General features: G+C 63.9%; 2 protein-coding genes and 1 pseudogene. All 3 read right to left on the bottom strand.

What is annotated here, in order from left to right:
• Positions 1 to 3: 3 nt before the first annotated feature.
• On the bottom strand, positions 4 to 24,360 hold the full coding sequence (locus ACP2YO_RS20945; RefSeq protein ID WP_426443270.1) for a hypothetical protein: 24,357 nt from the start codon (positions 24,358 to 24,360) through the stop codon (positions 4 to 6).
• Positions 24,361 to 24,588, bottom strand: a pseudogene (locus ACP2YO_RS20940) (hypothetical protein); the annotation flags it as partial.
• A 1,541-nt stretch (positions 24,589 to 26,129) separates the two neighbouring features.
• Complete coding sequence (locus ACP2YO_RS20935; protein WP_426442493.1) at positions 26,130 to 26,333, bottom strand: cold-shock protein; 204 nt, start codon at positions 26,331 to 26,333, stop codon at positions 26,130 to 26,132.
• Between the last annotated feature and the right edge of the window lie 169 nt (positions 26,334 to 26,502).

Genomic DNA, 26,502 nt, shown 5'->3' with positions numbered 1-26,502 from the left:
CGTTCAGTGCGGACCATCACTTGTCCGGAACGACATGCTCGCGTTTGGTTTCTTGAACAAGGTATCATGATCTGATTGGTTCAGGAGATCCACGAGCCAGGTTGGCACGCTGTCTCCCCGGGCCATGTTGCGGCCGTCGGCGACGTGAGGATACGCGGGCGACCAGTCGATCGACGGCGCCCCCCCCGGACGTGAGGACGGCGCATCGCCCGCATCCGAGCCGCGGATCGCCGTCCAGGGCGAATAGGCGCTCGGCGCGACCGTCACGGGCGCCGCGTCGAAGGTCCCCGGGAGTAGGCGTTCACCGGGCGACAGCACCTTGCCCGTCACGTCCTGACCCGTATCTTCGGCGAATCCCATGGCGTTGCCCAGTTCGTGCAATACCGTCGACAGAAGATCCATATGACCGTAAGCCGGGCTCGACGGATTGGCGAAAAAGGCGAAGCTGGACAAGGCCGTCGAAAATTCACTGTTATTGGCGGGCGTCGGGTCGACGTACCACCCCCATCCAGCAGCGTTCGCCGAGATCGTGATAACGCCGTCGTGGGTCGCGCCAAGTTCGAGGCCCGGCAGATTGCCGATCTCGATCGTCACCGTTGTCAGTGCAGCGAGCACTGCATTGTTCGGGCCAAGCGCCGCGATCCACAACTTATCCGCCTCGGCCACGATCGGCGCCAGCTCCGCCTGCGTCAGCGGCGCAACGCTGCCGTTGGTTGGTGCCGCCGCGGACGCCACTTGAAGTTGGGTCGTCCCGCCGAAAGCGGGATCGTTCGTCGTCACCGTCAGGGCGCCGAACGTATTGCTGCCGGTCCACGTCAACAGGCCGAACTGGTTGCTGGTGGTGACCCGGCCATAAGTCATGCTCAGCATCTGCGTGCCGTTGACCAATACGTTGACCAGATCGCCATTGGCCACGATCTCGAGCACAGTGCTGTTGCCGATCGAAGAAAGGTGCTGCGCCTCATCGATAACAAAGCCACCCGCCGTCGTGTAATGGCCGAGCGCCACTTGTTTGGTATCGCCGAGCAGCGCGGCGAAGTTGAAGGACCCCGGAGTGTAGTCGAAAACGAGCCCGGCCCGGCCGCCCAGGAATTTGATCGTGGCCGCGATGTCCACGTTTGAACCGACCTGGAACGCAAACGATCCGGGCGCCATGGCGGGAGTGAGCGCGAGGCCTGGGTCGATCGGCTCGATGGCAAAGCCGCCGGTTGACGGAACAAGGGTCAACCCGGTCCCGCTGGTCGACGAAGTTCCGCCTGTCAGCGCGTCGAAATAAAGCGGCCCGCTGCCGAAATAGGTGCTGTAGGTCCAAGTGGTCGCCGCAATCGGCACCTGGGTGACGACGTTGTTGAAGGTCGCGGTCGCGTTGTTGGTGCCCGTGCCGACGATGCCGTAGTTTAGTCCGAGATTGACCCCGTCGACCACGTTCCAGGGGTAAGTATAACTGATCGTCGTTGAACTCTTGGAGGTAATGACCGTCAGGGCGGCTAAATTGCCATTGATCGCCAGGAACACGCTGTAGGTCGTTCCGGCCGTGATATTCGCTGCTGCCGAGGCCTCCACGGTCCAGCTCGAGCCGTTATAGGATCCGAGTTCGATCTTGCCGGTGGTGGCGTTGACGCCAGCATAATCGAAACTGGTCGGGCCGAGATAGTTGAAGATCAGATAGCCGTTGGACAGCGCCCCTTTCGCTGCTGCGCCCGGTGTCACAGACGCCGTCATCTCGAAATAATTGGGCAGCCAATCGTTGGGGGAAAACGCTGCGAAGGTGCTGGCGCCGGCTGTTGTCGGCGTTTCGGTGGCGCCGCTGCTCGTCATCGACAGATTTCCGGTCACCGCCGTCAGCGTAGCCGGAGCCGTCGAGGTCGAGCCTGCGATAAACTTACCGGTCACCAGGCGCGAGCCGCCGGGGATGTTGCCGGGCGGCGGCTGGTTCGGCGCGCCATGCTGCAGCTTCCAGAATGTGTCGGTCTGGTTGACGAGCCCGAGTTCGCCGTAGGGCTCGCCGTTGCGCGTCGGGTCGAGGCCGGCGATGTGATCGATATTGGCGCTGCCGTTGGGATTGGTGGCGGCGCTGTAATCGGCGTAGAGATTGTCGGCGCCGTCCGCCTCACCCAAACTGATCAGGTATTGCTGATTGTGCGGGGCCGGGCTGCGGGTCACGGTGGGTTCGCCCCAAGGAGCGAACGGCACGACGAAGGTGTTGAAGTTGCCGGTCCAACCGATCAGCCGGTCGTAGGCGCCGCCGGCGATCAGCGTATTGATTCCGGCTCCGGCAAAAGCGAGACCCTGGAAATTGGGCGAGGCATTGTTGTCGGTGATGTCGTTGAGGCCGTTGTCGAGCGTCAGGTTGCGCCGGACGTCGAGCAGAGAGTTGCCGAAGCCGCCCCAGAGATTGCTTGAGCCGTTGCCGCCGACGATCCAGTCGTTGCCGAGGTCGCCGAAGAGGTCCTTGTTGCCGGCATAGGCGGGATCGGTGGGAGTCGCTCCGGAGACGACTATGCCCTGGTATTGATTGAAGTTCAGGAAGAATCCGTTGAGCGTGCCGCCGATCAGCGTCCGCGGATTTGCCTCGTTGTAAGCTGCGAACAGGTTGGTCGTCGAATTGTAGCCGAGGATGCCGCCGCCCGGGCTTGTGATCGAATAGTTGTAGGGGTTCTGAACCGGATCGTTCCAGAAGATCGGCAATGCCTCGACGCCCGAAATCGCGGTGCTGCCCGCGCCGCCATGGATGAAGGCATTGCCGAGCCCGCCATAAATGATGTCGTCGTAATGCTGCGCCTGGAAAGGCGTACCGTTTAGCACACTCGTCGTCCAAGCGGACTCGCCTTGCGGGTCGACGTTGAGTGGCGTCAGGTCGGCTGTGACCGTCAGCGCGCCGGCGACATTGATCGTCGATTGCAGGATAGGGTTGGCGCCGGGCGTGTTGGTGATCACCTCGTTGAGCGTTTCGCCAGCCGGGACCGCTGCGATGCCATAGAGAGGCTCGGCGATGCCGTAGCGGCTCATCTCCAGGCGGCCATCGGAGCCGAGAATGCCGGTCGTGTTGATCGTCTGCACGCCGCTCGTTTCGCCGGTCTCGCCGTTGCCGCCCGAAATCCACTTGCCGCCGTAGCCACCGGTGATCAGATCGTCGCCCGACCCGCCGAACAGATAGTCGAGATTCGGGCCACCGTAGATTTGCGTATCGCCGGATTCGGCATGGATTTCGGCCGTGCCGCCGATATTGGAGGCGGCTGCCGTCGCGTTGAAGTCGGGTCCGCCATAGGTGTAGTCGAGCAGCTGGACCGCCCGCGGGATCACGAACTGCGAGCCGCCATAGTAGTTCAGGGCTGGCGTCGCGCCGTTATCCTCTCCAGGCATGTAGATATAATTGTTCATGCCCGAGTCGTAATTGAAGGTCAGGAAGCCGTGGCTGTCAGTCCCGCCCGTGCCGACCAGGTCGAAGATGTCGCCATTGTTGGCGACGACCACCGAGGCGTTGCGCGCATGGACATTGCCCTGCGTCGTGCCGACCGTCGCGCCGCCCTGTGCGATCCTGATCGTCTCCGTCGCTCCCGTGCTGACGGAACTCGTGAGGGTGTAGGCGTCGGTGCTGTCGATGACGAGTTCGTTGCCGCTCACCCCGAAGGTGAACCCTGCGGCCGCAAGCATGCCGCCCGCTGTCGACGCGGTGTTCTGCGCCGCGCCGAGCAGACCGAGCGCGATGCTGGCGGCGTTGTCGCTGGCCTGAACCGTGTAGCTGACCGTCTCGGTCATGCTCGCCCCGGTGCCGGTCGAGATCCAGCCGATGGTCAGGCTGAGTGTGTCCTTCGCCTTCGCGGTGCCGCCGATGGTCACGGTGGACTGTGAATCGCCTTCGCCAATCTCCGTGCCGGCGCCGGCGAAGATGATGACATTCCCCGAATCCGGCCGCTGCTGCGGCGTCGTCAGGCTGAACAGGTTGGAGTTGCCGCCGATGATGTCGTTCTGGCCGGTGCCGCCGAAGATGACGGTGCCATTGCCGCCGCCGCCTTCGATGTAATTGTTGCCGTCGGTCGCCGCCTCGAAGGACGGGTTGACGTGCAATGCACCGAGCGCGGTGACGACCTGTCCTGGCGCGACGGTCTCATTGATGGTCGGATTGCGATACGCGTAGACCTTGCTGTTGACCGTCGGCGTGACGCTGCCGAGCGCCTTGGTGAAGGTGATCGTATAGCCACCAGTGGCGTTGCCGGTTACGGTGGTCCCGCTGAACCCGGGCAAGGCCGCGATCGAGGCGGCCAGCCATGCTGCGGTCGCGGTATTGCTGATCCCGTCGATCACCCCTCCGCTGCCTGCCGACTGGCCGACAAAAGCCAGGCTGTAGGTGGTGGTGAAAGGGTTCAACGTCAGGGTATCGATCTGCGCCGTTGTGTTGATCACGCCCGGCGTTGTGACTATGACGGTCGGGGGGGTGAGCGCGCCGAGGATCGAGCCAGCACCCTGGATCGCGTTGGTTCCCTGGCCGCCGAAGATCATGTTATCGCCCGGTCCGCCGGCGATGTAGTTGGTGCCGTAATGCGTCGACGGCGTAGTTATGGACTCGTCCAGATTCGTGACGCCGAAATTCGCCCATACTGGATTATGGCCGTTCTCGGTGCGGTACGCCTTCGCCGTTCCGGCGACGTTGACCGTGTCGGTGGTCGCGGTGTCGGTGTAGATCTGCGAGCCGGTCAGTACCTGGAAGATCGGGTTGTCGGTGTTGCCCTGCCGCGCCAGCCTGACGTTGTTGCCGAAGATCAGATCGTCCCCGGCGCCGCCGCCGATCCAGGAATTGCCTGAACCGCCGACCAGAATGTCGTCTTCACCGCCGGTCGGAACCGGTCCGGCGAGCGCAGTCGCTTGCGGGTAGGCCTGGATGACGTCGCTGATCCCGGGATTGCCGGCGACCGTCATGCCGGGGCCGTGCGTCGTCGCCGCGACATCTCCGGTAATCGGATCGACGTAGGACACCGTATCGATCAGCGTCGCATGCTCGTAGCCCAGCCCTGAGCCGTCCATCGTAACCTGGCCGACCTGGCCGATGATGAGATCGTTGCCCTCTCCGCCCCAGATCCAGTTGTCGCCAGGGCCGCCGAGAATGATGCTGTCGAGCGTTCCGCCGTGAATGAAATTGCCGGTCGTGCCGCCTCCCTGAATGTAGCCGCCGCCATAGGCGAAGTCGGTCGATTCGACGAGCGTCGGCGGGTTGGCCGCGCCAGTGAGATCGCCCCAATTGATCAACCCGTCATTGCCGATGATGATGTCGTGGCCGTTGCCGCCCCAGATCGTATTGCTGCCGCTGCCGCCGAGGATGAAGTCATTGCCCAAGCCCGAGCCGCTGACGCCGCCGCCGACGCCGTTCCAAACCAAGCCGCTCAGGCCGCCGCCGTCGCCGTAGATCGTGTTATTGGCGAAATCGAAATCCGAGGCGGTGCTGACGCTGGTCACGTAGGCGGTGGTCAGGATCGACTGGACCGCCGGGAGCTGCGTGACGACGCCGAGATCGCCGACGATGATGTTGTCGCCGCTGCCGCCGAAGATCGTGTTGCCGCCCGCCTTCAGGAGGTCGGCGTCGGGAGCGGTCGTGCCGGTCGGCGGAGCGCTGGCCTGCAACAGAACCTGCACGGGCTGACTGGTCTCGAGGCTCGCGAGGGCCACGCTGAGCCGAATCGGGACGGGCACATGATTGGCCATGACGTCCGATTCGAGCACGCCTTCGTACTGATTGATCGGCGTCTCGTAGACCGGGTTCAGGTTGAAACCGTCATTGCCCAGGATGATGTCGTTGCCGGTGCCGCCGTAGATCAAATTGGCGCCGCCGCCGCCGGCGATCCAGTCGCCGCCCGCCCCGCCATAGATCGTGTCGTTGCCGCCGCCGCCGTACAGGATGACCGGATTGGGGTCGTTGCGCGCGTCGAGGACATTGTTGCCGAGATCGTGGAAGACGCGCCCTTCGCCATTCAGCGTCGCCGTCGTCGAGCTATAGAAGTAGCCGTCCTGCGTCGTCGAGCCGAGCAGCATCAAGGCCGAATCCTGGCCGCCGCCGCCGTTGGCGATTAGATGGTTGTTGCCGCCGCCGCCCTGGATGACGGTCAGGCTGTCACCGACATCGGCGCCGAAGCCGCTCGCCGGCTGCACCGGCGTGGCGTTGACGGTAAAGGTGTCGTTGCCCGACCCCAGCAGAATGTTCACGACCTGAACGTCGCGGTAGGTGATGCCGCCGGCATAAGTAAAATCGTCGGGGTTCTGTAACGTGCCGAAGTTCAGCGTCAGCGACGGCGAAGAGGCCGCCCCGACCGCCGCGCCGGTCATGTCCTCGCCGGAGATATTGCCGAATTCCAGCGGGTTGAGCGTCTTCTCCGCGTAATCCTGCAGGATGCCGCTCAGGTCGGTGACGGGCAAATTGTTGAGCGTCGTGAGCGTCCCGTTGTCGGCCTCGCTGCTGCCGGAATTGAAGACGTTGAGGACGTTGGTCTGAGTGGCTTGAGTATTGGCGCTCGGATAGACCACCGTCCCCAGCGCAATATCCGTCTCGGTCGGCAGCATGACCGCCGGCCGCAACGTCAGGTTCAGGTTGGCGATGTTATAGCCTTCGACGATGACCGGTCCCTGGATCGACGAGGTCAGCTGCGGCTGGGCCGGATAGACCATATGCGGCTGGGCGCCCGGAGGGCTGGTGCTCACGTAGCTCGGGTTGTAGCTGACGGTGATCGTGACCGGGATGTTCCAGTTGCTGCTGTTGAACAACACGTACGGCGGATTGGCGCCGCTCGCCGCATGGAAATTGGCGCTCGTCGAAGACAGCAGCGTCTGGCCGTCGTCGAGAAGCTGGACCGTGACCGCGTCGCCCACCTGCGGCGGCACGGTGAGCTGCATCGTGTAGCTCGAGGGCTGCGTCGGCGACACCGTGATCGGCGTGCTCGGGCTGACGAGAACCTGAGGCACGGCGCTGTCGATCACGTTGACCGTGAGCTTGTGCTGGACGGCGTCCTGGTTGAATAGAGGAGCGATCCCCCCGCTGCTCGTCACCGTGTCTTCGATGACGGTCTCCAACGGGTTGAACGGCTTGCCTCCGTCAGGCGCGGCGGCCACCGTCACCGTCACCGCGTCATTCCAGTTCGACGAATTGAAGGTGATCGTCGCCCCGGTGGCGGTCTGCGTGAAGACTGGGGCGCCGAGCGCATTCGTGGCCGACAGGACCAAGTAATTGTTAGTCGTGAAGACCTGGCTGTTGAGCGTGACGGTCACCGTCTCGCCCGACACGGGCGCGCGGTTCAGCTGGACCGTGAACGAATCGTTCTGCGCTGCGAAGCCGGAGGAATTGCCGCTGATGACCTGCAGGTTGCCGGTATGCGCCGGGGTGATGACGGCGTCGGGCAGCGTCTGGTCGATGACGTTGACCTCGAGATTGGAGATCGCCAGATCGTTGAAGCTTTTTTCCGTGCTGTAGCTCGAATGGCTGATGACGACCGTCTGCTGGCCCTCCGCAACGTTGTCCGCCTCGGCCTTCACATAGATAATCTGCGGGGTGCTGTAGTCGCCCGGAGCGAACGTCAGCACCAACGACTGGTAGAAATTAACGTTATCCGTCGACACTTCGAGCGATTGGCTGCCCTGCGACGTGTCCTGATACGGCCGCAGCGCCGCCGCGACCGTGACATAGACGAGCGCACCCGGCTTGGCCGCCAGGTTGATCGTGTACTGACCCTCGTTCGGCCCGCTCGTCGAATTCTCGAACAGCTGCGGGATTGGGGTTGATGTGCCGACCGCGGTGAGCTGGCCGATGACGACCTGCCCGGCAGCGCCGCTGGCGACGTTGACCGAGACGCCGGGGGCGTAAATGCCGTTGTAGTTCGGGTCGTTGCTGATCACATTGTTGTTGATCACGCCGCTGACGCCGTTGACGTCCTCGGCGATGACCGGGGTCGTCACGTCGCCGGCGACGTCGAACGTGTTGTTGTTGCCGCTGCCGCCGATCAGAGTCACGACTTCGCCCGGCGCCGTGCTCAGCACATAGAAGGCGTTGTTGCCGCTGACACCGTCGACATACAGGACCTCGACGTTCGTCATGCTGACGTTGACGCCGGCCCCGACAACGCCCTGGTTGGTGATCACGAAACTGTCGCCGAAGCCGCTGCCGAGCACGGTGACCGTGTTAAGGCCGCTGCCGCCGTCGATGCTGACCGGCGCATTGACATTGTAGGTGATCTGGTTGTCGCCGTTGCCGGTGTTGATCGTCGTCAACGCCGTCGTCGATTGACCGGTCTGGTGGGCGAGCGCGAAGGAGCGGACGACGAAGTTGTCGTTGCCGGCCTCGCCATAGAGCTTCAGCGGCGCCTGATTGCTGTAGACAAAGAATTGATCGTTGCCGGCGCCGCCGTAAGCCGTCGTCGAATATTCGGGGCCGCTCGTCAGATAGCCGGGAATTATATTCCCCATGGCGTCCACGCCGATCGCAACCTCGACCGTTGGGATGTCGTCGCCGAATTGCACCGTGCTGCCGCCGACGCGCGTCGAGCCGAATACCTGGCCGAACTGGAAGGTGTCGCCGCCGTCGGCGCCGGTCAGCGTGGTGATCGCGCTGTTGCCGTCGACGTAGAAGCTGGTCTGGCTGGTAAGACTCAGCGCGGCGTAGGCCGGCGATACCAGCTGCGGCTGCGGCACCAGCTGCGGCTGCGGCACTGTGCTGAGGTTGCCGCTTTGGAGAGGCACCATGCCGAGGCTGTCGCTGTAGAGATAGTCGTACGACTCGAGTGCGTTGACATCGAGCACGTTGACCGGGTTGCTCGCTACCCCGACGTCTGTCAGGGCGTCGACGGGGCCGTTGTAGTTGATCCGCTCATAGGTCGGCAGCAGTTTGCCGCTGCTGTCGTATTGCAACAGCGCGACGAAGTCTTGCCGCAGCAGGAACGTGTCGTCGCCGGGCACGCCGTTGATGGTCAGCGTATCTGAGCCTGTGTTGGGCTGGCCGATGCGATTGACGTTGACGATGTAGTCGCTATTGCCGGTCAGATTGATGTCGTATTGGTTCGACCCGTCGCCGCCGAACAGATTGATGGTTTCGCGCACGCTGGCGACGCCGGGCGCCAGTGTTTGCCCGTTGCCCGGGTCGATGCTGGTCGGGCCGCTCTGTCCGGCGATGAATTTGTCCGCCAGATCGACATTGCCGAGCTTGTTGACGATGAACGTGACGTTGCTGGCGTTGCCCCACAGGTTGATCGGTCCAGAGATCGCCGCCGTCTTCAACACGTAGCCGAGGTCGTTGGTCGGGTTGAGCGCGATCAGCGCGTTGACGCCGCCGCCGGCGTCTATGCCGGAGCCGGCGTAGATGTCGGTCTCCGGCGCGCTGATGATGCCCCACAGGATGATCTGATCGTAAAGGCCCGTCGTCACCGTGGTGATGGCGGCGTTGATCCCGCCGTAGATCGCGATCGACTGCCCGGCATCGACCGTCCCTTCCACGGTGATAATGGCGCCGACGGAAGGAAGCGGATCGCTGACGGAGACGCCGCCGGAGAGTTCGCTCACCCGGGCGAAGTCGCCGAAGATGGTGATATTGTCGCCGGCCAGGATCTTCGCGTTCGGGTCGATGGTCACGTCTCCGCCGACACGCAGCAGAACCGAGCCCTCCGGCGCGTCGATCAGGCCGTTCGGCACCGCCTCCGGAGCATTCGAGAGGAACAGCACCGAGCCCGAGTTCAGCAGATCGAGGTACTCGCCCGACAACCCGCTCTGGCGCACGGTGAATCGGATGTCGCCGGTCAGCGCCTGAATTAGCGCCACCTGAGCGTTGCCGCTGACTTGGGTCAGATCGATATTGTCCGTTGCCCGGGCGCCGATCGTCCCGTACGCGGCGTTCTGCGAATCGATCTTGAGATCGTTGTCGCCGCTCGAGTCACCGATGTTTCCGCCGGACGCGAACAGGTCGATGGTGTTGCCGATGACATTGGCCGGCGCGTCCTGGCCGACGCCGAAATTGCGCGCATCGAGAATCGAGCCGCCCTTTGTCGCCAGCGAAACGTTGCCCTTGGTCGAAACGTTGCCGTAGGTGGTGACGGTATCGACCTCGAGGTCGCCGGTCGTCTGCGTGATAAAGATGCCCTGGGTCAAGACGCCGGTCGTGTTGTCGAAGGCATTCAGAACGCCAAGCCCGCTCCCCGTACCGCGCAGCACGTTCACATCGATTGTGACGAAGTCCTCCGGCGTCCCGATGCCGCCCGTGCCGGACTCGCTGTTGGACTGGCCGAGGTTGTTGTCGTCGGCGGTCAGCGTGATGTTGACCCCGGTCACGTTGGTGTCCAGCCCGGCGGCGTCGTTCAGCCCGTCGATGATCCGAGCCGGCGAGTAGAGCGTCACATCGTTCGCGGTCGACGTGATCACGCCGGCCCGCAGGTCGCCCGTCTCTTCCATCAGGGTGATGAAACCGTTGGTCAGCACGTTGATGATGTCACGGCTAAGCGAAAGCTGCGTGATCGCGAGCACGTTGATGATCGGATCTGTCTGCAGCGGATCAGCTGCGGTGATGATAATGTCACCGCCCGCCGTGATGCCCGGCATTGTCGTAGGCGTCAGTGTTTTGTCTCGCTGCCGGAAGTCGTAGGTGCTGGCGATCGTCGTCGTGCCTGTCCCGAATACGCCGACGTCCAGCCCAGTATTCGGGTTCGCATCGGGATTGAAGTAGGTGAACTGCTGGTAAAAGGTCCCGCTCTGGCCATTGGGCGGCACGGTGACCAGGACGCCGCCCAGGTCGCCGGACACCGAGGTTTGCTCCAGGCTGCTCTGCAACACCACACTGGCGTCACCACCCGCCACGATCGAGTCGATGTGCACGGTGAAGTTGCTTACCGTCGGGTCGTGCAGCAGCCCGGTCAGGTTCAGGTACACGTTGCCGCCGGCATTGGCGTACAATTGCTCGTCGCGGCCGGGGCTCTGCACCAGCTGCACGTTCACCGGCGCCGTGGCCGTGCCGATGCTGCCGAGCGTCGCCCGAATACCATGGAAGGATTCGCCCGGCAGGAGCGTCGCGAACTGGTTGCCGAGCGTATTCGTGCGGATGATGGCCCACGCCCCAGCCGAGACGATGTCGCCGCCGGTGTTGAGGATGCGGGTCTCGCCGATCGGGTTCTCGATCAGACTGTCCGTGGCCATCCACGCGGCGCTGGTCGGATCGCCCTGCAGCACGATGTCGCCGGCGCCGAGATTGCCGATGTCGACGAGAGTCGGCGTGAAATCCTGCGTCAGGAAAAACTTGAGACCGATGCTGGTCCCGTCCAACTGCACCGTCGGCGGCGTCCCTTTACGATCGATGACGTCGATCTCGTTGATGGTCAGGTTGTAGGGCGACTCATTGGTGATCAGCACCTGCTGGAAGTTGTCGCGGAACTCGAAAGTCGGTTCGGAGGAGTCGAGGTTGATGCTGCTGCCGGGCGAATTGAAGACGGCCTCGGCACCGCCCTGGTCGGCGATCGGGTCGACCGAGATGGCGCCGTTGCTCACCGCTGACGACCCAACGGTGTCGTTCCCGCCATTCACCGTAACATTGATGGCCTTGACGATGTCGCCAGCGGCGTTGACGATCAACTCAGGGCTGGCGCCCTCGTAAATGATCACGTCCGCGGACCACGTGATGTGGTGGCTCTCGGACCCTCCGCCGCCGCCGTTTGCCTCGACGTCCAGAGCCTCAGGATTGCTCTCGCTCGGCGGACCCGCGATGATTGTCGCGCCCGCCTCGCCACCCACGTTCTCAACCAAGTTGGTATTGTTGTTCGCGCTAGTAATGGTCGGGCCGATCCCGATGAAGAACGAACTGTCGGTGGACGGATTGACGTTGAAATTGTTCTGGTCGGCCTTGATCGTTACGCCATAGATGCCGTCGATAATGGTTCCGCCGCCGCCGATCGTCACATTGGCGGTCGACGTGCCGTCGATGTCGCCATTGGCGTTGACGTCGCCGAACAGGCCGCCGCCTTGTGCTTCCGCCGTCGTACTTGCGTTGCTCGACGAGATCAAAGCCTCGACGTCGACGCTGCTCGCCGTGATATTGGCGCCGGCGCCGATATTGGCTTTCGTCGTGCTGTTGATGTGAATATTAGCGGTTGAAGCGGCCGAGCTGATGAAGCCGCCGCCCTGGGCGGTCGAGTCGTCCGTGAAGTTGAACGCGTTGTCGGCAACCATCGAGAAGTCGCCGCCCGCGGCGATCGTCGTGCTGGCGCCGATCGCCGTCGTGTTCGTGTTGGTGAATGTAATGTCTGCCTCGGCGTTGCCGATATTGATGGCGCCGCCCGAGCCGTTCTGCGCGTAGGAGGACTCATTCGGCAGTGAGTCGGTGGAAACCGTCACGTCGCCGCCGGCATCGACGAGAGTCGCCAGGATCTTCGCCGAGACCGTATATGTCGAGTTGACTTCCGCGGTCGGCTTGCTGACCTCGATTCCGCCGCCGCTGCCACCCTTTGCCGAAGCAGAGGAGATCCCGTTGCCCGCCGGGGGCGAGATCGTGCGCAGCGAAATGCCGCCCGGACCGAGCAGTTCCTGCGTCGTGCCGCTGCCGGCGCTGGTCAGATCAATGCTCAGCTCCTCATTGCCGCTGGCGCCGGTATTGACGAGAGGCACGCCGGCCGCGAAAAACTGATGCGTCCCGCCCGTGCTGACCGGCGCCGTCAGGGTGATGACCGTCGGGGTTTGGGCCGTGGCGTCCGCCTGGGTCAGCGCGAGCTGGAACGAGGTCGGCGTCTCGTTCGCGACGTAGTAGGTGACGCCATCCTGCAGGCCGCCGATTGGCTCCCGCGTCAATTCTTCCTGGAACGACCCGCCCGTGGCGCTCGGAGTAAGGGTTATGGCCGTTCCCTTCGACGCGTCGCTTGCGCTCGCCGCGAGCTGGATCAGACGCGAATCGCCGGTTGTGATGACAAAATAGGTTGTCCCGTTGGAGAGGCCGGTGATCGGCTCGCTGGTGTCGTTCGTGTGGTAGACGACCTCGTCGCCGGTCTTGAACCCGGTTCCGCTGCCGACCAGAATATTGTTGGCCCCGGAGGCGGCGCTCAGCGACCCGTCGCTGTTGATCGACACGTTGACAGCGCCGGTGTTGAACGCGATCGGCGCCGGCGCTTTGTAGGTGACGGCCTCGCCGTTGGCGAAGGTGTTTGCGATGTTGATGGCGTTGCCGCTGACCTCCGACGCAGTCACGGAGTCCGCCACCGCCTTGGCGCCCGCAAGGGTGTCGTAAAGCTCGATCGTGTTTGGGTCGATGACACGGACATAATAGGTCGCGCCCGCCGTCAGACCGATGTTGCCGTTCCCATTGGGCGAATACACGACCGAGTCACCGGTGACAAAATTGTCCGGGATCGCAAAACGGATCACGTCACGCGCGTAGTCGACGCCGCTGACCTTGGTGAACGGAATGCTCGAGTCGATCGAATCGGCCCTGAACAGATTGCCCAATTGCAGAGTGTTCGGATCCACGACCACAACGTTGTACAGGCGCCCGCCGCTCTGCAGAGCGCCGCTCGCGGTTTGGATAGGCGTATTGCCATTCGGGTTGTAGGTAACCGAATCGCCGGTCGCCAGGCCACTCTGCGGGAAGGTGATCTCGCCATTCGACGTATTGACGCCTTGAATGTCGTCGTTCAGCGCGCTGCCGGAGCTCGATGTCGACTGAGCCTCTGCGTCGACCTTGACCGACCCGCCGGCAGTGATGCTCGATCCGATGTCGATATAAGCGTTGACCGTCGGATTGGCGTTGACTGTCGCCTGCGCGAAGCCGACGTCGACTCCGCCGCCGCCATTGTCGGTGGAATTCGCATCGCCCTGGGCGCGGATCGACGTGGCGACCACCGACACGTCGCCGACGACGTTTGCCTGAACGTCTTGGCCGATATAGGCGGTGATCGTCGGGTCGACCGTCGCTACCGTCTTGGCGCTGCGCCCCTCGCCGATGCCGCCGCCCGCCACCGACCCGGTGACCGACGCGGTACTGGTGTCGTTCGCCGCCACGTCGAGGCTTCCGGCATTTACGATGTTCGTATGGTCGCCGATATAAGCCGAGGTTTGGCTGGTCACGTTGACCTCGGAGGTCATCACGCCGACCGAGATCGCGCCGCCTTGGCCGACACTGGCCGTCGAGGTGGGGTTGGCCGAAGACTGGGCATTGACCTTCACCTCGCCCGCGACATCGATCGTGGCGCTGCTGTCGATATAGGCGTAGACGTCGCCGCTGATGTTGACCACAGCGTCGACGCCGGCCCCGGCCGCGATCCCGATGCTGATAACATTGGCGTCCGCGCTTGCCAGTCGGGGGCTGGTGTCTTGGGCCGTGATCTCGAGCACGCCGGCGGTAACGCTACCGCCAGAGCCGACGAACGCGTCGGTGTTGCCGCTGATCGTCGCGGTCGGAATCATCGCCGCGATGCTCAGACCGCCGCCGCCCCCGCCGCTCGCGGAGGCCGAGGCGCTGGTAACGGATGCGGCCTCCAGCACAACTGTCGCGCTGCCCGCCAATACCTTGCCGCCGACGTCGATAAACGCCCGCGAATTGCGCGCCACCGTAGCGGTCGGGCTCACCACATCGATGGCGGCCAGACCGCCAACGTCGATGCCGACCGCGTTGACAGTGGCGGTGCTGGTGTCCGAGGCCTTCAGCGTCACGGCGCTGTTCGAGGCGCTGCCGTTCACCGTCGTGTTCGGGCCGACATAGGCGCGCGTGTCGCCATCGATTTCCGCGTTGTTCGTCGTAACGCCGATGGAGGCCAAAAGGCCGCCGCTGGCACCTTCCGAATTGACGTTTGCTGTTTCGTTCGACGTGGCTTCAACGTCGGCCGAGCCGTTCAGCGTGAAGGTCGACTGGCTTGCCGGATTCGATCCCGTTTCATTTCCGATATAGGCCTCCACCGTGCGATTCAGCACGGCGCTGGCATAGGAACCAGCCCCGGTGAAGGCGCCGATACCAAGTACTTTCGTCGTGGGTGTTCCGGTGCTCGTGTCTTTCGCCTTGACGCTGAGCGTCCCGGTTACGCTGGACCCGGCGCCGACCGAGGCCTGTGTCATACCCTGGATAACCGCCGAGGCAAGCATCAGCGATACGCTCGCCAAGCCGCCCGACGCGCCCTCGACTGTTGTGTTCGCCGTATTCGTCGAGGTCGCATCGACTGCCACCGTGGATCCCGTGACGGAGGCATCCGATCCGATCGAGGCCGCGGTCGTGCCTTCGACCGTCAGGAAGCCGAACATCGCGCCGAACGACACGCCGCTGGCGACCATAACGCCGGTCATGTCCGCTGTCGCGTTGACCGTGCTGGTCGCGTCCACCGAGACCGCGCCGCTGGCCTTAACGGTCGCGCCCTGGCCGATTGACGCCTCGACGTCGGGATTCACGTCGACAAAGGAGAAGCTGGCGCTGAATGCGCCAATCCCGGCGGAAACGGTGACAGCATCGGCGTCGAGGTGGATTGTCGACATTGCGGAGACGCTGAGCGAGGCGATCGACGACAGCGTGGCGTTGGCATCGACCGAGGCGTCGGCGCCGCCGCCGACATTGATGCTCGTGATGGAGGCACCGGCGCTGACCGCGCCCACCGAGACCTGGCCGGTGGTCTCGTTGATCGTGCGCGTCGAGTTTGCCGTGACCGAAACGGCGCCGGCGCCCAAGACATTGCCGAGGCTCGCCTGGGTCAGGCTATCGTCGGTCACCACCGCCACCGCGGCGCCGATTCCCACGAAGCCCCCCGCGCCGTCGATCACCGTCAAGGTGACAGTCTCATTGAGCGTCGCGTTGACGGCGATGGCGCCGCCGGCCTTCAGCGTGCCGTCGGCCAGCGCCGAGACATTGTCGTTGACCGACAGAATCGCGACCGAGGCGCCCGCTCCAAAGATGCCGGCCGAAACCTGACCTGTCGTCACGGTCACATCCGCCTTGTCGTTGGCGGTGACCCCGATATTGCCGCCCGCGGTCGCCGTGCCGTCCATCTGCGCCGTCGTACCCGCCGGCGTCGACGCCGCATTCTCGGCGCTGCTGACGCTCGATGCCGTCGGCGCCATGTTATTGACAGTCGTCCCTGCCTGACCGGTCGCGGATTGGATGCGGTTCTGGCTGGTGTTGCTGTTGCCGGTGCTGTCGCCGGTGAAAGTGCCGAGGCCGTTGCCACCGGTCACAGTGCCGGCGCCGCTCTGCGCCTGTGAGCCGGCGCTGCTGTCGGCCGACCCGCTGCTACTGCTGAGCGCGCTGCTGCTCTGGGTCTGCTGTCCTTGGCCGTTCTCTTCTTCGGTGCTTTTCTGGATCTGCGTGCCGATCGCCCACACGCTGACCGCGCCGCCGACCCCGACGGCCCCAGCCGAGCCGCTGACGTCGACGCCGGTTATGTTCTTGATGCCGACTGCATCGACTTCGATATTGTCGAGCGCGTTGACCGAGGCGCCCGCGTCGACCTTGGCGCTGGTATTGTTGTTGAGCGTGCCGACGTCAACCGCGCCGGAAACGCCGACGGCGCCGACGGCGACGCCGACGATGTAGGTGTGCACGTTGGAGTCGTTGGCAGCGTTGACATAGACGCTCTGGTTCGGGCCGGCGAGCTTCTGGTGCAGGGTGTCGATCTGCGCGTCGGCGCCAATCTCGGCGTCGGTGTTCGAGCTGATCAGCGTCACGCCGACCGCGCCAGACACGCCGACGAAGCCGCCGGCGCCGGTGGCCACGATATGCAAAATGTCTTCGCTCGACTCGGCTTGCACGATGACGCCACGCGCCGAAGTTGTGCCGAAATTGCCGCCTGAGATCATATCGCCGTCCGGCGCCGTGAACGTGCCGCTAGCGTCGACGGAGCCGTCGAAGAGGCCAGTTTCGCCCGACGTATTGCCCAAAGCATCGACCGTGGCGGATGTCCCGATCGTCGCGTCCGTGTTCTTGTCGATGATCATGACCCCGACCGAACCGCCGACGCCGACCAGGCCGCCGGCGAGCGCGCCGGACAGCAGGAACACATGCGTGTCGTCGGTCGCATCGACGAACACATTGCCGCCGGCGTAGACGTGAACGCCATCGCCGACGCTGACCAGATTGCCGTCGACGAAGGTAATATCGCCGATGCTGGCAATCGTCGTGTTGTTGATGCTGAGCACATCGACCGCGCCGCCGACGCCGACGACGCCAGCGCCGATGCCGAAGCCGACCATCACGACGTTTTCGCTGCCGCTCGCCGCGACCGCGATGTCGCCGAGCGCGTTCACCGTCGCAGACTGCCCGATATAGGCCTCGGTGGTGTTGGTGATGATGTTGGCGCCGACCGCCGGCCCCACCCCGACAACGCCGCCCGCGACACTGCCGGCGACCGCCAGGTGATAGAAATCGTCGCCCGCGCCGACGAGGACCGATTGCGCGGGGTTCGCCCCCGAGGTGTTTGCGTTGACCGTCGCGCTATCGCCGATATAGGCCTTGGTGGTCGCGTTGACGACGTCGACCCCGGCCGACACCGCGACCCCGACTGTCCCGCCGGCAAGGCTTATCGTGAAGGTGCGGACCTGGTCGCGGTTCGACGCGCTGACCGCGACCCCGTGGAAGCCGCTCTCGGCCCCGAGGCTGGCGGTGCGCACGCCGCTCAGCGACGGGTCCATGCCCTGCAAGCTCTGACTTCCGCTGCCCAAGTTCATGTTCGCCAGCATCGGCGTGCCGACCTGGCCCTGACTTTGCAATCCGGATTGGTCGCCGTTCTCGGCCATGGTCATGGTGCCGGGATTGTTTGTCTCGATGCCGACGCCGCTCGGATTGCTCGGATTGAGGGAGCTTGTCGACGGACTGCTGCCGATGCTGATCCCGCCGGTGTCAACCATCAGGCCCGAGCCGTTGCCGTCGCCGGTGACATTGGCGCCAGCGCCGATGAAGGATTCGGTGTCGGGGGTGAATACATTGACGCCGACCGCAGCGCCTACGCCTGCGACTCCGCTCGCCGCGATCACGCCGACGATTTCGTTAATGTCCGACATATCGTTGGCGTTCAGATAGATGCTGCCCTGCGCATGCACATCGCCCGGCCCGGCGCCCGACGGATTCAGCGGGTCGTCACCGATGAAGGCGCGGGTCTGCAGGTTGAAGATATGGACGCCGGCATTGGCCCCGACCGCGACATCGCCGCCCACGGCGACGCCGGCCGAGACCGAAATCAGGCTCTCGCTCGACTCGGCAGAAACGAGGATGTTGCCGGCAATATCGGTAACGACGCCCGAATCGATATAGGCGTTGGTGTGCTTGGTGTAGACGCCGACATCGGCGCCGATCCCGACCCCTACGCTGCCGCTTGCGGCGAGCGATCCGGCGACCGAGACGACCGAGGTGTCGTCGCTGGCGCTGACGATGAGATTGCTCGGGTTGTTGGTGAGATCGGCGCTCGTTGTCTTGATCTGCGTGCTCGGCCCGACATAGGCGGTCGTCGTGTCGCTGAGCACGTTGACCGCCGCGGAACCGGCGACCCCGGCGTCGCCGCCGATCGCGATTCCGGCCGCGACGGTAATGAGATTCTCGCTCGCCTGCGCGCTGACCGAAACCGTGCCCGCCGCGGTGATGTTGCTGCCGCCGACCACAAAAGCTTCGGTGGTCGGACTGAGCACGAGCGTCGTGTTGGCGAGGCCGATCCCGGCGGTGCCGGCCGCGCCGACCGAACCGGCGATCATCGACGTCGAGAAAGTGTCGGCCGCCCCGACCGTGACTCCGCCGCTGCCGGCGGTGCCGACATTGACGGTTGCCCCCACTGCGGGATGGAAGACGGAACTCGAATCGGTGTACGCGGGCGAGCCGATGTATGCCTCGGTCTCCGGAGTGATGACGGCGACCGATATCGAGGCGGCGACGCCGACGGTGTCGGCGGCGCCCACTGTCGCCGCGATCGACAGCATCTGCTCAGTCGATTTGGCGGTCACGCTGATCGCGCCGCCAGCGCTGACCGTCTCGCCGCCGGCGATATAGGCCAGCGTCGACTTGTCGAGGATCTCTACGTCGAGACCGATGCCGACGCCCGCATCGCCGGTGGTCAGTCCGAGCGCGCCGGCGACAGCGGTAATCTGCGTCTCGTTCTGCGCGGTGATCGTTATCGTTTGGCCGGCGTTCGGGGTGTAAAGCGTGCCCATCACGTCGCTTATGCCCGACACGCCCTGGTTGATATCGCTGCCGCCGCCGATATGGGCGTCGACGTCGAGAGTAAAGACGTTGACGATGAACGAGCCGCCGATGGCGACGTCGCCGCTGCTCGCCGCGCCGGCGACTGCGACCGACGTGGCCGACGGGTCCGCCCCGGCCGGGAGGAAGGGAATCGCGATTGCTGACGGCGTGAGGTGGTTCTCGGCATCGATCGAGATGGCGCCGCGGGCATCGGCGTTGCCGCCGATATAGGCTGTGGTCGAGGCGTTGAGGACGGCCACGTTGATCGTCGCGCCGATCGCGTTCCCGCCTTGCGAGAAGGCGCCCGCCGCCGCCAACGTCTGCGGATCAAGGTTGGCGATCGCCTTGACATTGATGCCGCCGATCGAATTAAGGTAGGATCCGCTGCGTGCCGAGGCCTCGGTGTCGAACGTGACGACGTTGATGCCGACCGATCCGGCGATCGAAAGTTCGCCCTTGCCGCCCGCCGCGGCGGCGCCCCAGGCGATGAAATTGTCGAGCTGCCCGGAGGGCGTGACCGCCTCGATGGTGATCCCGTCGCCCCGAACGGCGGTCCCCCCGATGTCGACAAACGCCTTGTTGCTGCCGCTGACGACGTTCAGGCCGACGCCGGCGCCGATATTGACGTTGTTGTTCATCGCCACCGATGCGCCGATGGCCTTGGCCGACGCGCTGTCCCCGGCCTGCGCCTCGATCGTCACCGCGCCGCTTGCGGAGATGTCCGCGCCATTGCTGACTTCAGCGGTGTTGTTCGCGGTCAGAACGTTGACCGACACCGCCGCGGCGACGCCGACGCCGCTCGAATCGCCGCCGCCTTTGCCGCTGCTGCCGCCGCTCGAGGTATCGCCGCCCGCGGACGAACTCGTGCTTTCGCTGCCACTGGCTTGGGTGCCGGCCGACGGTAGCGTAGAGCTCTTGGCACCGGCCATGGTCGCGCTAGATTGTTGCTCGCTGGCCTGTCCGTCGGCGCCGGTGTTACTGCCGCCGCCACTCGAACCGCTGCTGTCTTCGCCCTTCACCGTGGCGACGGCCATGGCGTCGTCCGACAAAGTCGTGGTCGAAGTCAGGTTGAACAGCCCGCCGCTCGTCGTGATGTCGCGCGCCACGTCGGCGCTGACGTTTTCCGTCACCACGGTGACCGATATCGAAGCGCCGACGCCGACCTTGCCGCCGGCCGCTTTCGCGTCGGTTTCGGTGGTGAAATCGGTGGTCTGCAGTGCGGTGATATTGACGTCGCCGGTCCCCGTAATCCCGCCGCCGCTGCCGACGTATGCCGTCGTGGTGTCGTCGATGACCGGCACCGCCGCCCCGACGCCGATCGCGACGCTGCCCGCCGCGCCGTTCTCGGCGTGGGTGTAGGCGCCGTCATCGCCGGTCGCAGATACCGTCAGCGCGCCGATCGTGCCGCTGAACGAGGTTCCGTCGGCGATCTCGGCATTGACCAGATTCTGCGTGGCGCCGACGACGTTGATCGCGATCGACGCGCCGACCCCGACGCTGCTGCCGCCGGCGTCGCCGGCCGACGGCGTCGCCAACGCGTAGTTCGTCTGGGCGCTGGCCGCCATGACCGACACATTGCCGGTCGGGGCAATCGTGATCGACGCGATGCTGGGACCGGTCTCGCCCGGGGTAAGCCCGACTATCGCCTGGGTGTTGTTGTTGACGATGTTGAGCGCGAGCGAACCGTCCACGCCGATCTTGCCGCCGCTGGCGCCCGACATCGCGCTGGCGAACGTCGAATCCGTGTCGTCGTGCACGAGTTGGCCCGTGTTACCGGCGCCGGAGATGGTCGTGATGAAGTTTCCGGCGAACGCGTCCTGCTGCGTCGCCGCGAGCTGGTAATAGCCGCCGGTCAGGTCGATCAGGTAGTAGGGTGTACCGGGGCTGGTCCCGCCGATCGCCCCACCGCTGTTCGCATCGTAGGTTACCACGTCGCCGGTACGGAATTCGCTGGCGTCGCCCAGGTTCAAGAGCGTCACATTGCCCGTCGGGTCGAACTTGATCGGGCTGGCGAGGTTGGGCTCGGGGCCGACCATCGGCAACGATATGTACGGGAAGAATTCCTGCTCGCTGCCCGAGCCGGTCGAAGTGAGCTTGATAAAATTGCTGTTCCCGGCCATGGCGTCGGATTGACCGTTGCCCATGCCGCTGCCGTCGCCGTACAGCTGGATCGTGCCGTTGGTGGCGACGTTGACATAATAGCTGTCGCCGTTGGTCAGCCCGTCGATCGCACTATGCGTTTCCGCGTTATATAGGACCTCATCGCCGCTATGCAGTCCCGAATTGAGGCCGAGGAAGATCGAATCGGCGCCAAAGGGGGTGTTGGTGCTGTTTCCGTCCACAGTGACCACCGCCGGCGTTGCAGCCGGCGCGGTGACCTGGCGGTCGGCCATCGTCGCGCTGACCGAAAGACCGGCGCCGGTGACGATTGCCCCCTGCCCGACATAGGCGAGGTTGGTCGGGTTGTTGACGTTGACCGACACCCCGACGCCGACGCTGATGCCGCTGCCAGTCGTGGTGGCGGAGCCGCTGCTGATCGCATGGCTGTCGACGTTGGCCTGCGACTGCACCGTCACCAGCCCGCCCGCGTGGACCGTAATCCCGTCGGGGATCGAGGCGGTCGACGACCCGTTCTCGATGTTGACCGCAACCGCGCCGGCGATATCGACCGAGCCGGACGACGACTTCGCCTTCGGCGAGCTGTCGTCACCGGTTCCCATCGTCTTGCTGTTCCCGACCTTCGACTCGTCGGCGCTCGCGGTGTTGCCGGCCATGCTCTTCTGGTTCGAGGTCTGGTCGTCGACGCCGGTGCCGTCGCCCGAACTGTCTTTGTCCGAGTCGCCCGCGCTGCTGGCCGTCGCCCTGCTCTCGCTGCCCGAAATGACCGTCGACAGGAACGCTGCGGCGCCGCCGGCAGTGAGGTTTTCCGCGGTCGTCGCTTGCGAGCTGTCGTTGACGATCGACAGCGCGATCGAGATGCCGACGCCGACGTTGGAGGCCGTGGTGTTGCCCGTGGCGGTGGTCTGCACGCCGTCGTTCAGCGTCGACTGAGCCTTAAAGCCGCCGCCGATGTGGAGCCCGCCGCCGGTCCCGAGGGTGGCGGACACAGTGTTGTCGGCGATCGAAATCGCGATGACCGGAGTGACGGCGACGTCGCCGGAGGCAGCGCCGTTTTGCGCCGACGTCGACATGGTCTGCTGCGAATTGGCGGTTAGAATGAGATTGTTCGCGCCCGTGATCGCTGCGCCGTTGTCGACATATCCTTGGGTGGCGTTCTCGCCGTAATTGATGGCGATCGAGGCCCCGATCCCGACCTTGCCCGCCTGGGCGGGGGTATCGCTCGACGGCATGGCGGTGGCGGTGTTGGTGACGCTCGAATCAGCCTCGATCGTCAGGTCGGGGGAGCCCGTCAACGTCAGGACGGCGTTTTGCGCGACATCGGCTTTGTCGTTGTCGACGATGACGTTGATCGCGAGCGATCCGGCGATGCCGACGTTTGCCGCACCGTAGCCCGAGGTGGCCGAGGCGCTGAAACTGCTCGGAGTCGTCGCCAGCACCTGAACCGATATTGACCCGGCGGTGATGCCGGTCGCGCCGCTGATATACGCATCGTTGTTGCGGTCGACGATGTTGATCGCGACCCCGACCCCGACGCCGACATTGGGACCCGAACCCGAACCGGAAGTGGTCTGGCTGCCGGAGGCGGTGGTCGACACGACGTCCGTCGGGGTCGCCGACACCGTCACGCCGCCGCTGCCGGCGCCGATCGTGCCGTTGTTGATATACGCTTGGTCCGTGCCAGTGTCCGTCGTCACCGCGACGGCGCCGGCAACGCTGACGCTGCTGGACGACCCCGCGCCATCGCTGGCCGAAGCGTTGTTGTTCGACAGAACGTCTTCGCTCGCGTTTTTTGTGCTCGAGGTGCTATCGCCGCTGGCTGACGACCCCATGGACGACGCGTCCGCCGTGGTGGTGATCGTGCGAGACGAGTCGGCGGCGAAGGTGACCGAGTTGCCGTCGACGGTCGAGCCGTCGACATAGGCATTCGTGTCGCCGTAGACGACCGCGACCGCAACCCCGGCGCCGGCCGTGGAGCCAGTGCCGGGATCGCCCGTGGTGGTGGCGTTGAGCGCGTTGTCCGCGGTGAAGGTCGCTGCGCCAGTCGCATTGACGCCGGCCGATCCAGTGACGCTGACCGTCGCCTGGCTGTCAAACACCGTGACGGCGACCGCGCCGTCGGCGGTGGACTGAAGCTGGTTGGAGTCCGGATTCGTGGTGTTGCTGATCGTGAATGGCGTGTTGCTTGCGTCCGCCGTCGTCGCCGTCACGTTGATCGCGCCGCCGGCCGTGAGGTTCGAACCGTCAATCGTGACCGATGGGTCGGCGCCGCCCACGAGGACCGCGACATCGACTCCGGTCAGACCGTCGGCCGACCCCGTCAGCGAACCGCTGACCATCGACGTAATGTCGAGGTCGCCCGCAGAGTTGAGCACGGAGCCGCCGGTGATGCTGATCGCGGCGTTGCTGTAGCTGGTGATGATCGACAGTCCCGCGCTGGCGGCGAGGCTACCGAGATCGCTGCTCAGCACCGACTGCGCTGTCGACTCCAGACCGTTGAGCGAGCTGACGTTGCCGGTATTCGTCCCATTGTTCGCGACGTCGAGGGTCGAAGTCGCCGCTAGCGTTATTTTATTGCCCGCGCCGAGCGTGGTGAAGTTGGTGCCGGTGAGGGCGATGCCCGTATTGGCGTTGGCGAGAAGCCCGGTCCCCGCAGTGCCATTACTCTGATAAGACGACTGAATCGTCAGGTTCCCCTGGATCGTCGCCGCACCGCTCGACACGATCTGCGAATCGCTCGTCACCGCCAGGTCGTATTTGATCGTCTCGCCGGGCGTGGCGTTGTTCTTGTTCGTGCCGTCGAGCACAATCTGATCTTTGGACTGATCGGTGCTCGTAAACTGGAGGGTCAGCTTGCTGCCGCCGCCGATCGTGCTATCGAGCGCGGAAAGGGTGTCGAGGTTGAAATGCAGGATGTCGCCGCCGCTGGTGTCGCTCCCGCTGCCACGCTGAATGCTGACAGTCTGGGAACCGGAAGACAAGGTGTCGCTGGCGACGAGGGTGCTGCTGTCGAAAACGGTGGTGCTGGCGTAAATATTGAGAACGTTACCCGAGGCGCTCAGCGTGAACGCTCCGGTCCCCGCATAGGCCAGGTCCGCGGACATCAACAGGCGCGGTTCGATCGGCTCCAGCGCATAGGCCTGCAGGCGAGCCGGCCGCCGCCGAAAACGATCCGACCAGCCGGACTTTAATGCTGTTTCCCGATTAGACGGAGATTCGTGCCCCCCCTGCAGCGGGTCTGGCCGCTCCAGCGAAAACTTTTTGACCACTTCCCTCCACTCAGGAAGTTTGAACCTCGGCCTTGCTGGACTCCGGCGAATGCTGAGCTTCATGGGCGGTGTCCAATCCAAAACGGAACGGAAACAAGAGCTTTGCGCTTAAATCGTAGGACGTTATGACATCAATGACACTTGGCCCTAGGGGCGGTCATTCAAACTAAATTCGGGATCGTGTGATTTTGACTGTCGCGCTAATTATGCGCGTTAATTAATGTCAGCCCGATGACACTTGGGGGTGATCGCGCCCACAATGCTTACAGACATCCGCCTGTCGCTGGGATCGGGAAAATCGTTGACGGTCTTGCCCATGTAGCCGCTCCACAATCCGCTGAGCCGCGCAGTATTTTAATATCTAAATACGAGCCGTCAGCCTCGTTTCACGGTGATCTTGATCCAGTGCGAGAGGCACCACCTACTCTGATCCACCACAGATGCGAGGGACTTGTTGCCGCACGTCGGGATGCACGGCCTGCTGTAGCGATAGTGCTCGCCTATTAAGATATTAGCAAAGGTTGTTTTTCAACCCTCGGACCGACGGTTACGGAAAGGTTAAAAAGGTGACAGCGCGTGCGGGGCTATGCCGCTCCGAATTGCTTATTTGGAATTTCGGAGTGTCACCGTCTCCTTGCAGGCGATACAGGCAATCCGGCGCTCAGCCACTTCCGCTGGCTTTGGAATATCAAATACGATGAGGTCTGCTGCTTCGCAAAAGGGGCAACGCACCGATCTGGTCGGATCAGCTGTAAGCTGCCTTGCGACAATGATCCATTTTTGCTGACCCGCGACGCTAATTTTACTCATCCGATCCCAAGCATTTCACTTGCACTAATATGCCCGATCCGAATTTGACGGATACCATTTTTCCCAACAATTGGAACAAGCCTGCCGTCCCGGCTCTTAGTCAAGCGGTCGGATGTTGTTATGGAAGAAGAGCGGATGTGGAAAAGGTGGGCGCAATGGATCACTTGTGCGTCGCTCGCAGCAGTGTTTTCGATCGGCATGCTGCTGGCAGCGCACCTCTTTGTCGAACATCGATCTTCCCACGAGGTGCCGATAACCATCTCGCGGTCGTTCCCCGGGGGCCATTAGCCCGCCTTGCCGCAGCGTCGCGCTCGTCTAGTGAACATTGCCGCAGCTGGCCCACCCGCCCCGCAGTGCATCGCGTAAGCAACAACTCCAGCACCACATTGAACACAAATACGATCTCAACGAGCTTACCCTCATGATTGAGGTCATCGAGCATTACGCCTTCGGAAACCTGATGTCCTAGAGCCCGAAGGCCGAGACCCGCGTGAGCCGCGGGAGCCGATAAGCCGCAAGCTCCGAGCGGCCGAAGACACTGATATTGTCGCATCCGCACGCAAGGCTGGCATCGTTAGCGAAGCAATCGAACGCATTTCTGCAGGCATCAAGCCAATCGACTACGGCAGCCGTGATAATCCAGCAATATCAGCCTCACTTGGACCAATTATCGCCCTGCCCTGGACAGGGCAGCGCCACTTTGACGGTGCTATCGAGCAACGCGCATGCCGTGCAATCGACCGCACGGCATGGTATGGCACTTCAGTCGCATTGCGAGGGCACCAGACGCTTCGTCAACCAACCCTCAGATTTTCCGCAGATGTCTTGCCCCGGTTTTCCTTCTCTTCGAAGCTCACCTTGGCTCCCTCGTTCAAAGTGCTGAGGCCTGCTCGCTCGACAGCCGAAATGTGCACAAACACATCCTTGCCGCCGTTGTCGGGTTGGATAAATCCGAACCCCTTGACCGGATTGAACCACTTCACAGTACCTGTCGCCACGTCGTCTCTCCCGTTCGAAGCAAGACCGACAACCTAGGGCGGGCGAGCGGTCCACCGCAAGGCGAAAGTCGTCGAACCGCCCGGCAGCTTCTCTCATGTGATGATACGACTGCTCGGCTTCAGTCCGCTTTTGGCGCAGGCTCTACCAGCTGCGACGGAACGTCGGTTC

The sequence above is a fragment of the Bradyrhizobium genosp. P genome, assembly GCF_049949265.1.
In the GTDB taxonomy this organism is placed as follows: Bacteria; Pseudomonadota; Alphaproteobacteria; order Rhizobiales; family Xanthobacteraceae; genus Bradyrhizobium.
The sequence above is the reverse complement of the archived record's forward strand: the minus strand, read 5'-3'. Positions and strand labels throughout refer to the sequence as shown.

Coding starts and splice junctions, on each gene's coding strand:
- ACP2YO_RS20945 (WP_426443270.1), bottom strand. CDS start 24,360: ATGTCCGCGGACCTGGCCTATGCGGGGACCGGAGCGTTCACGCTGAGC.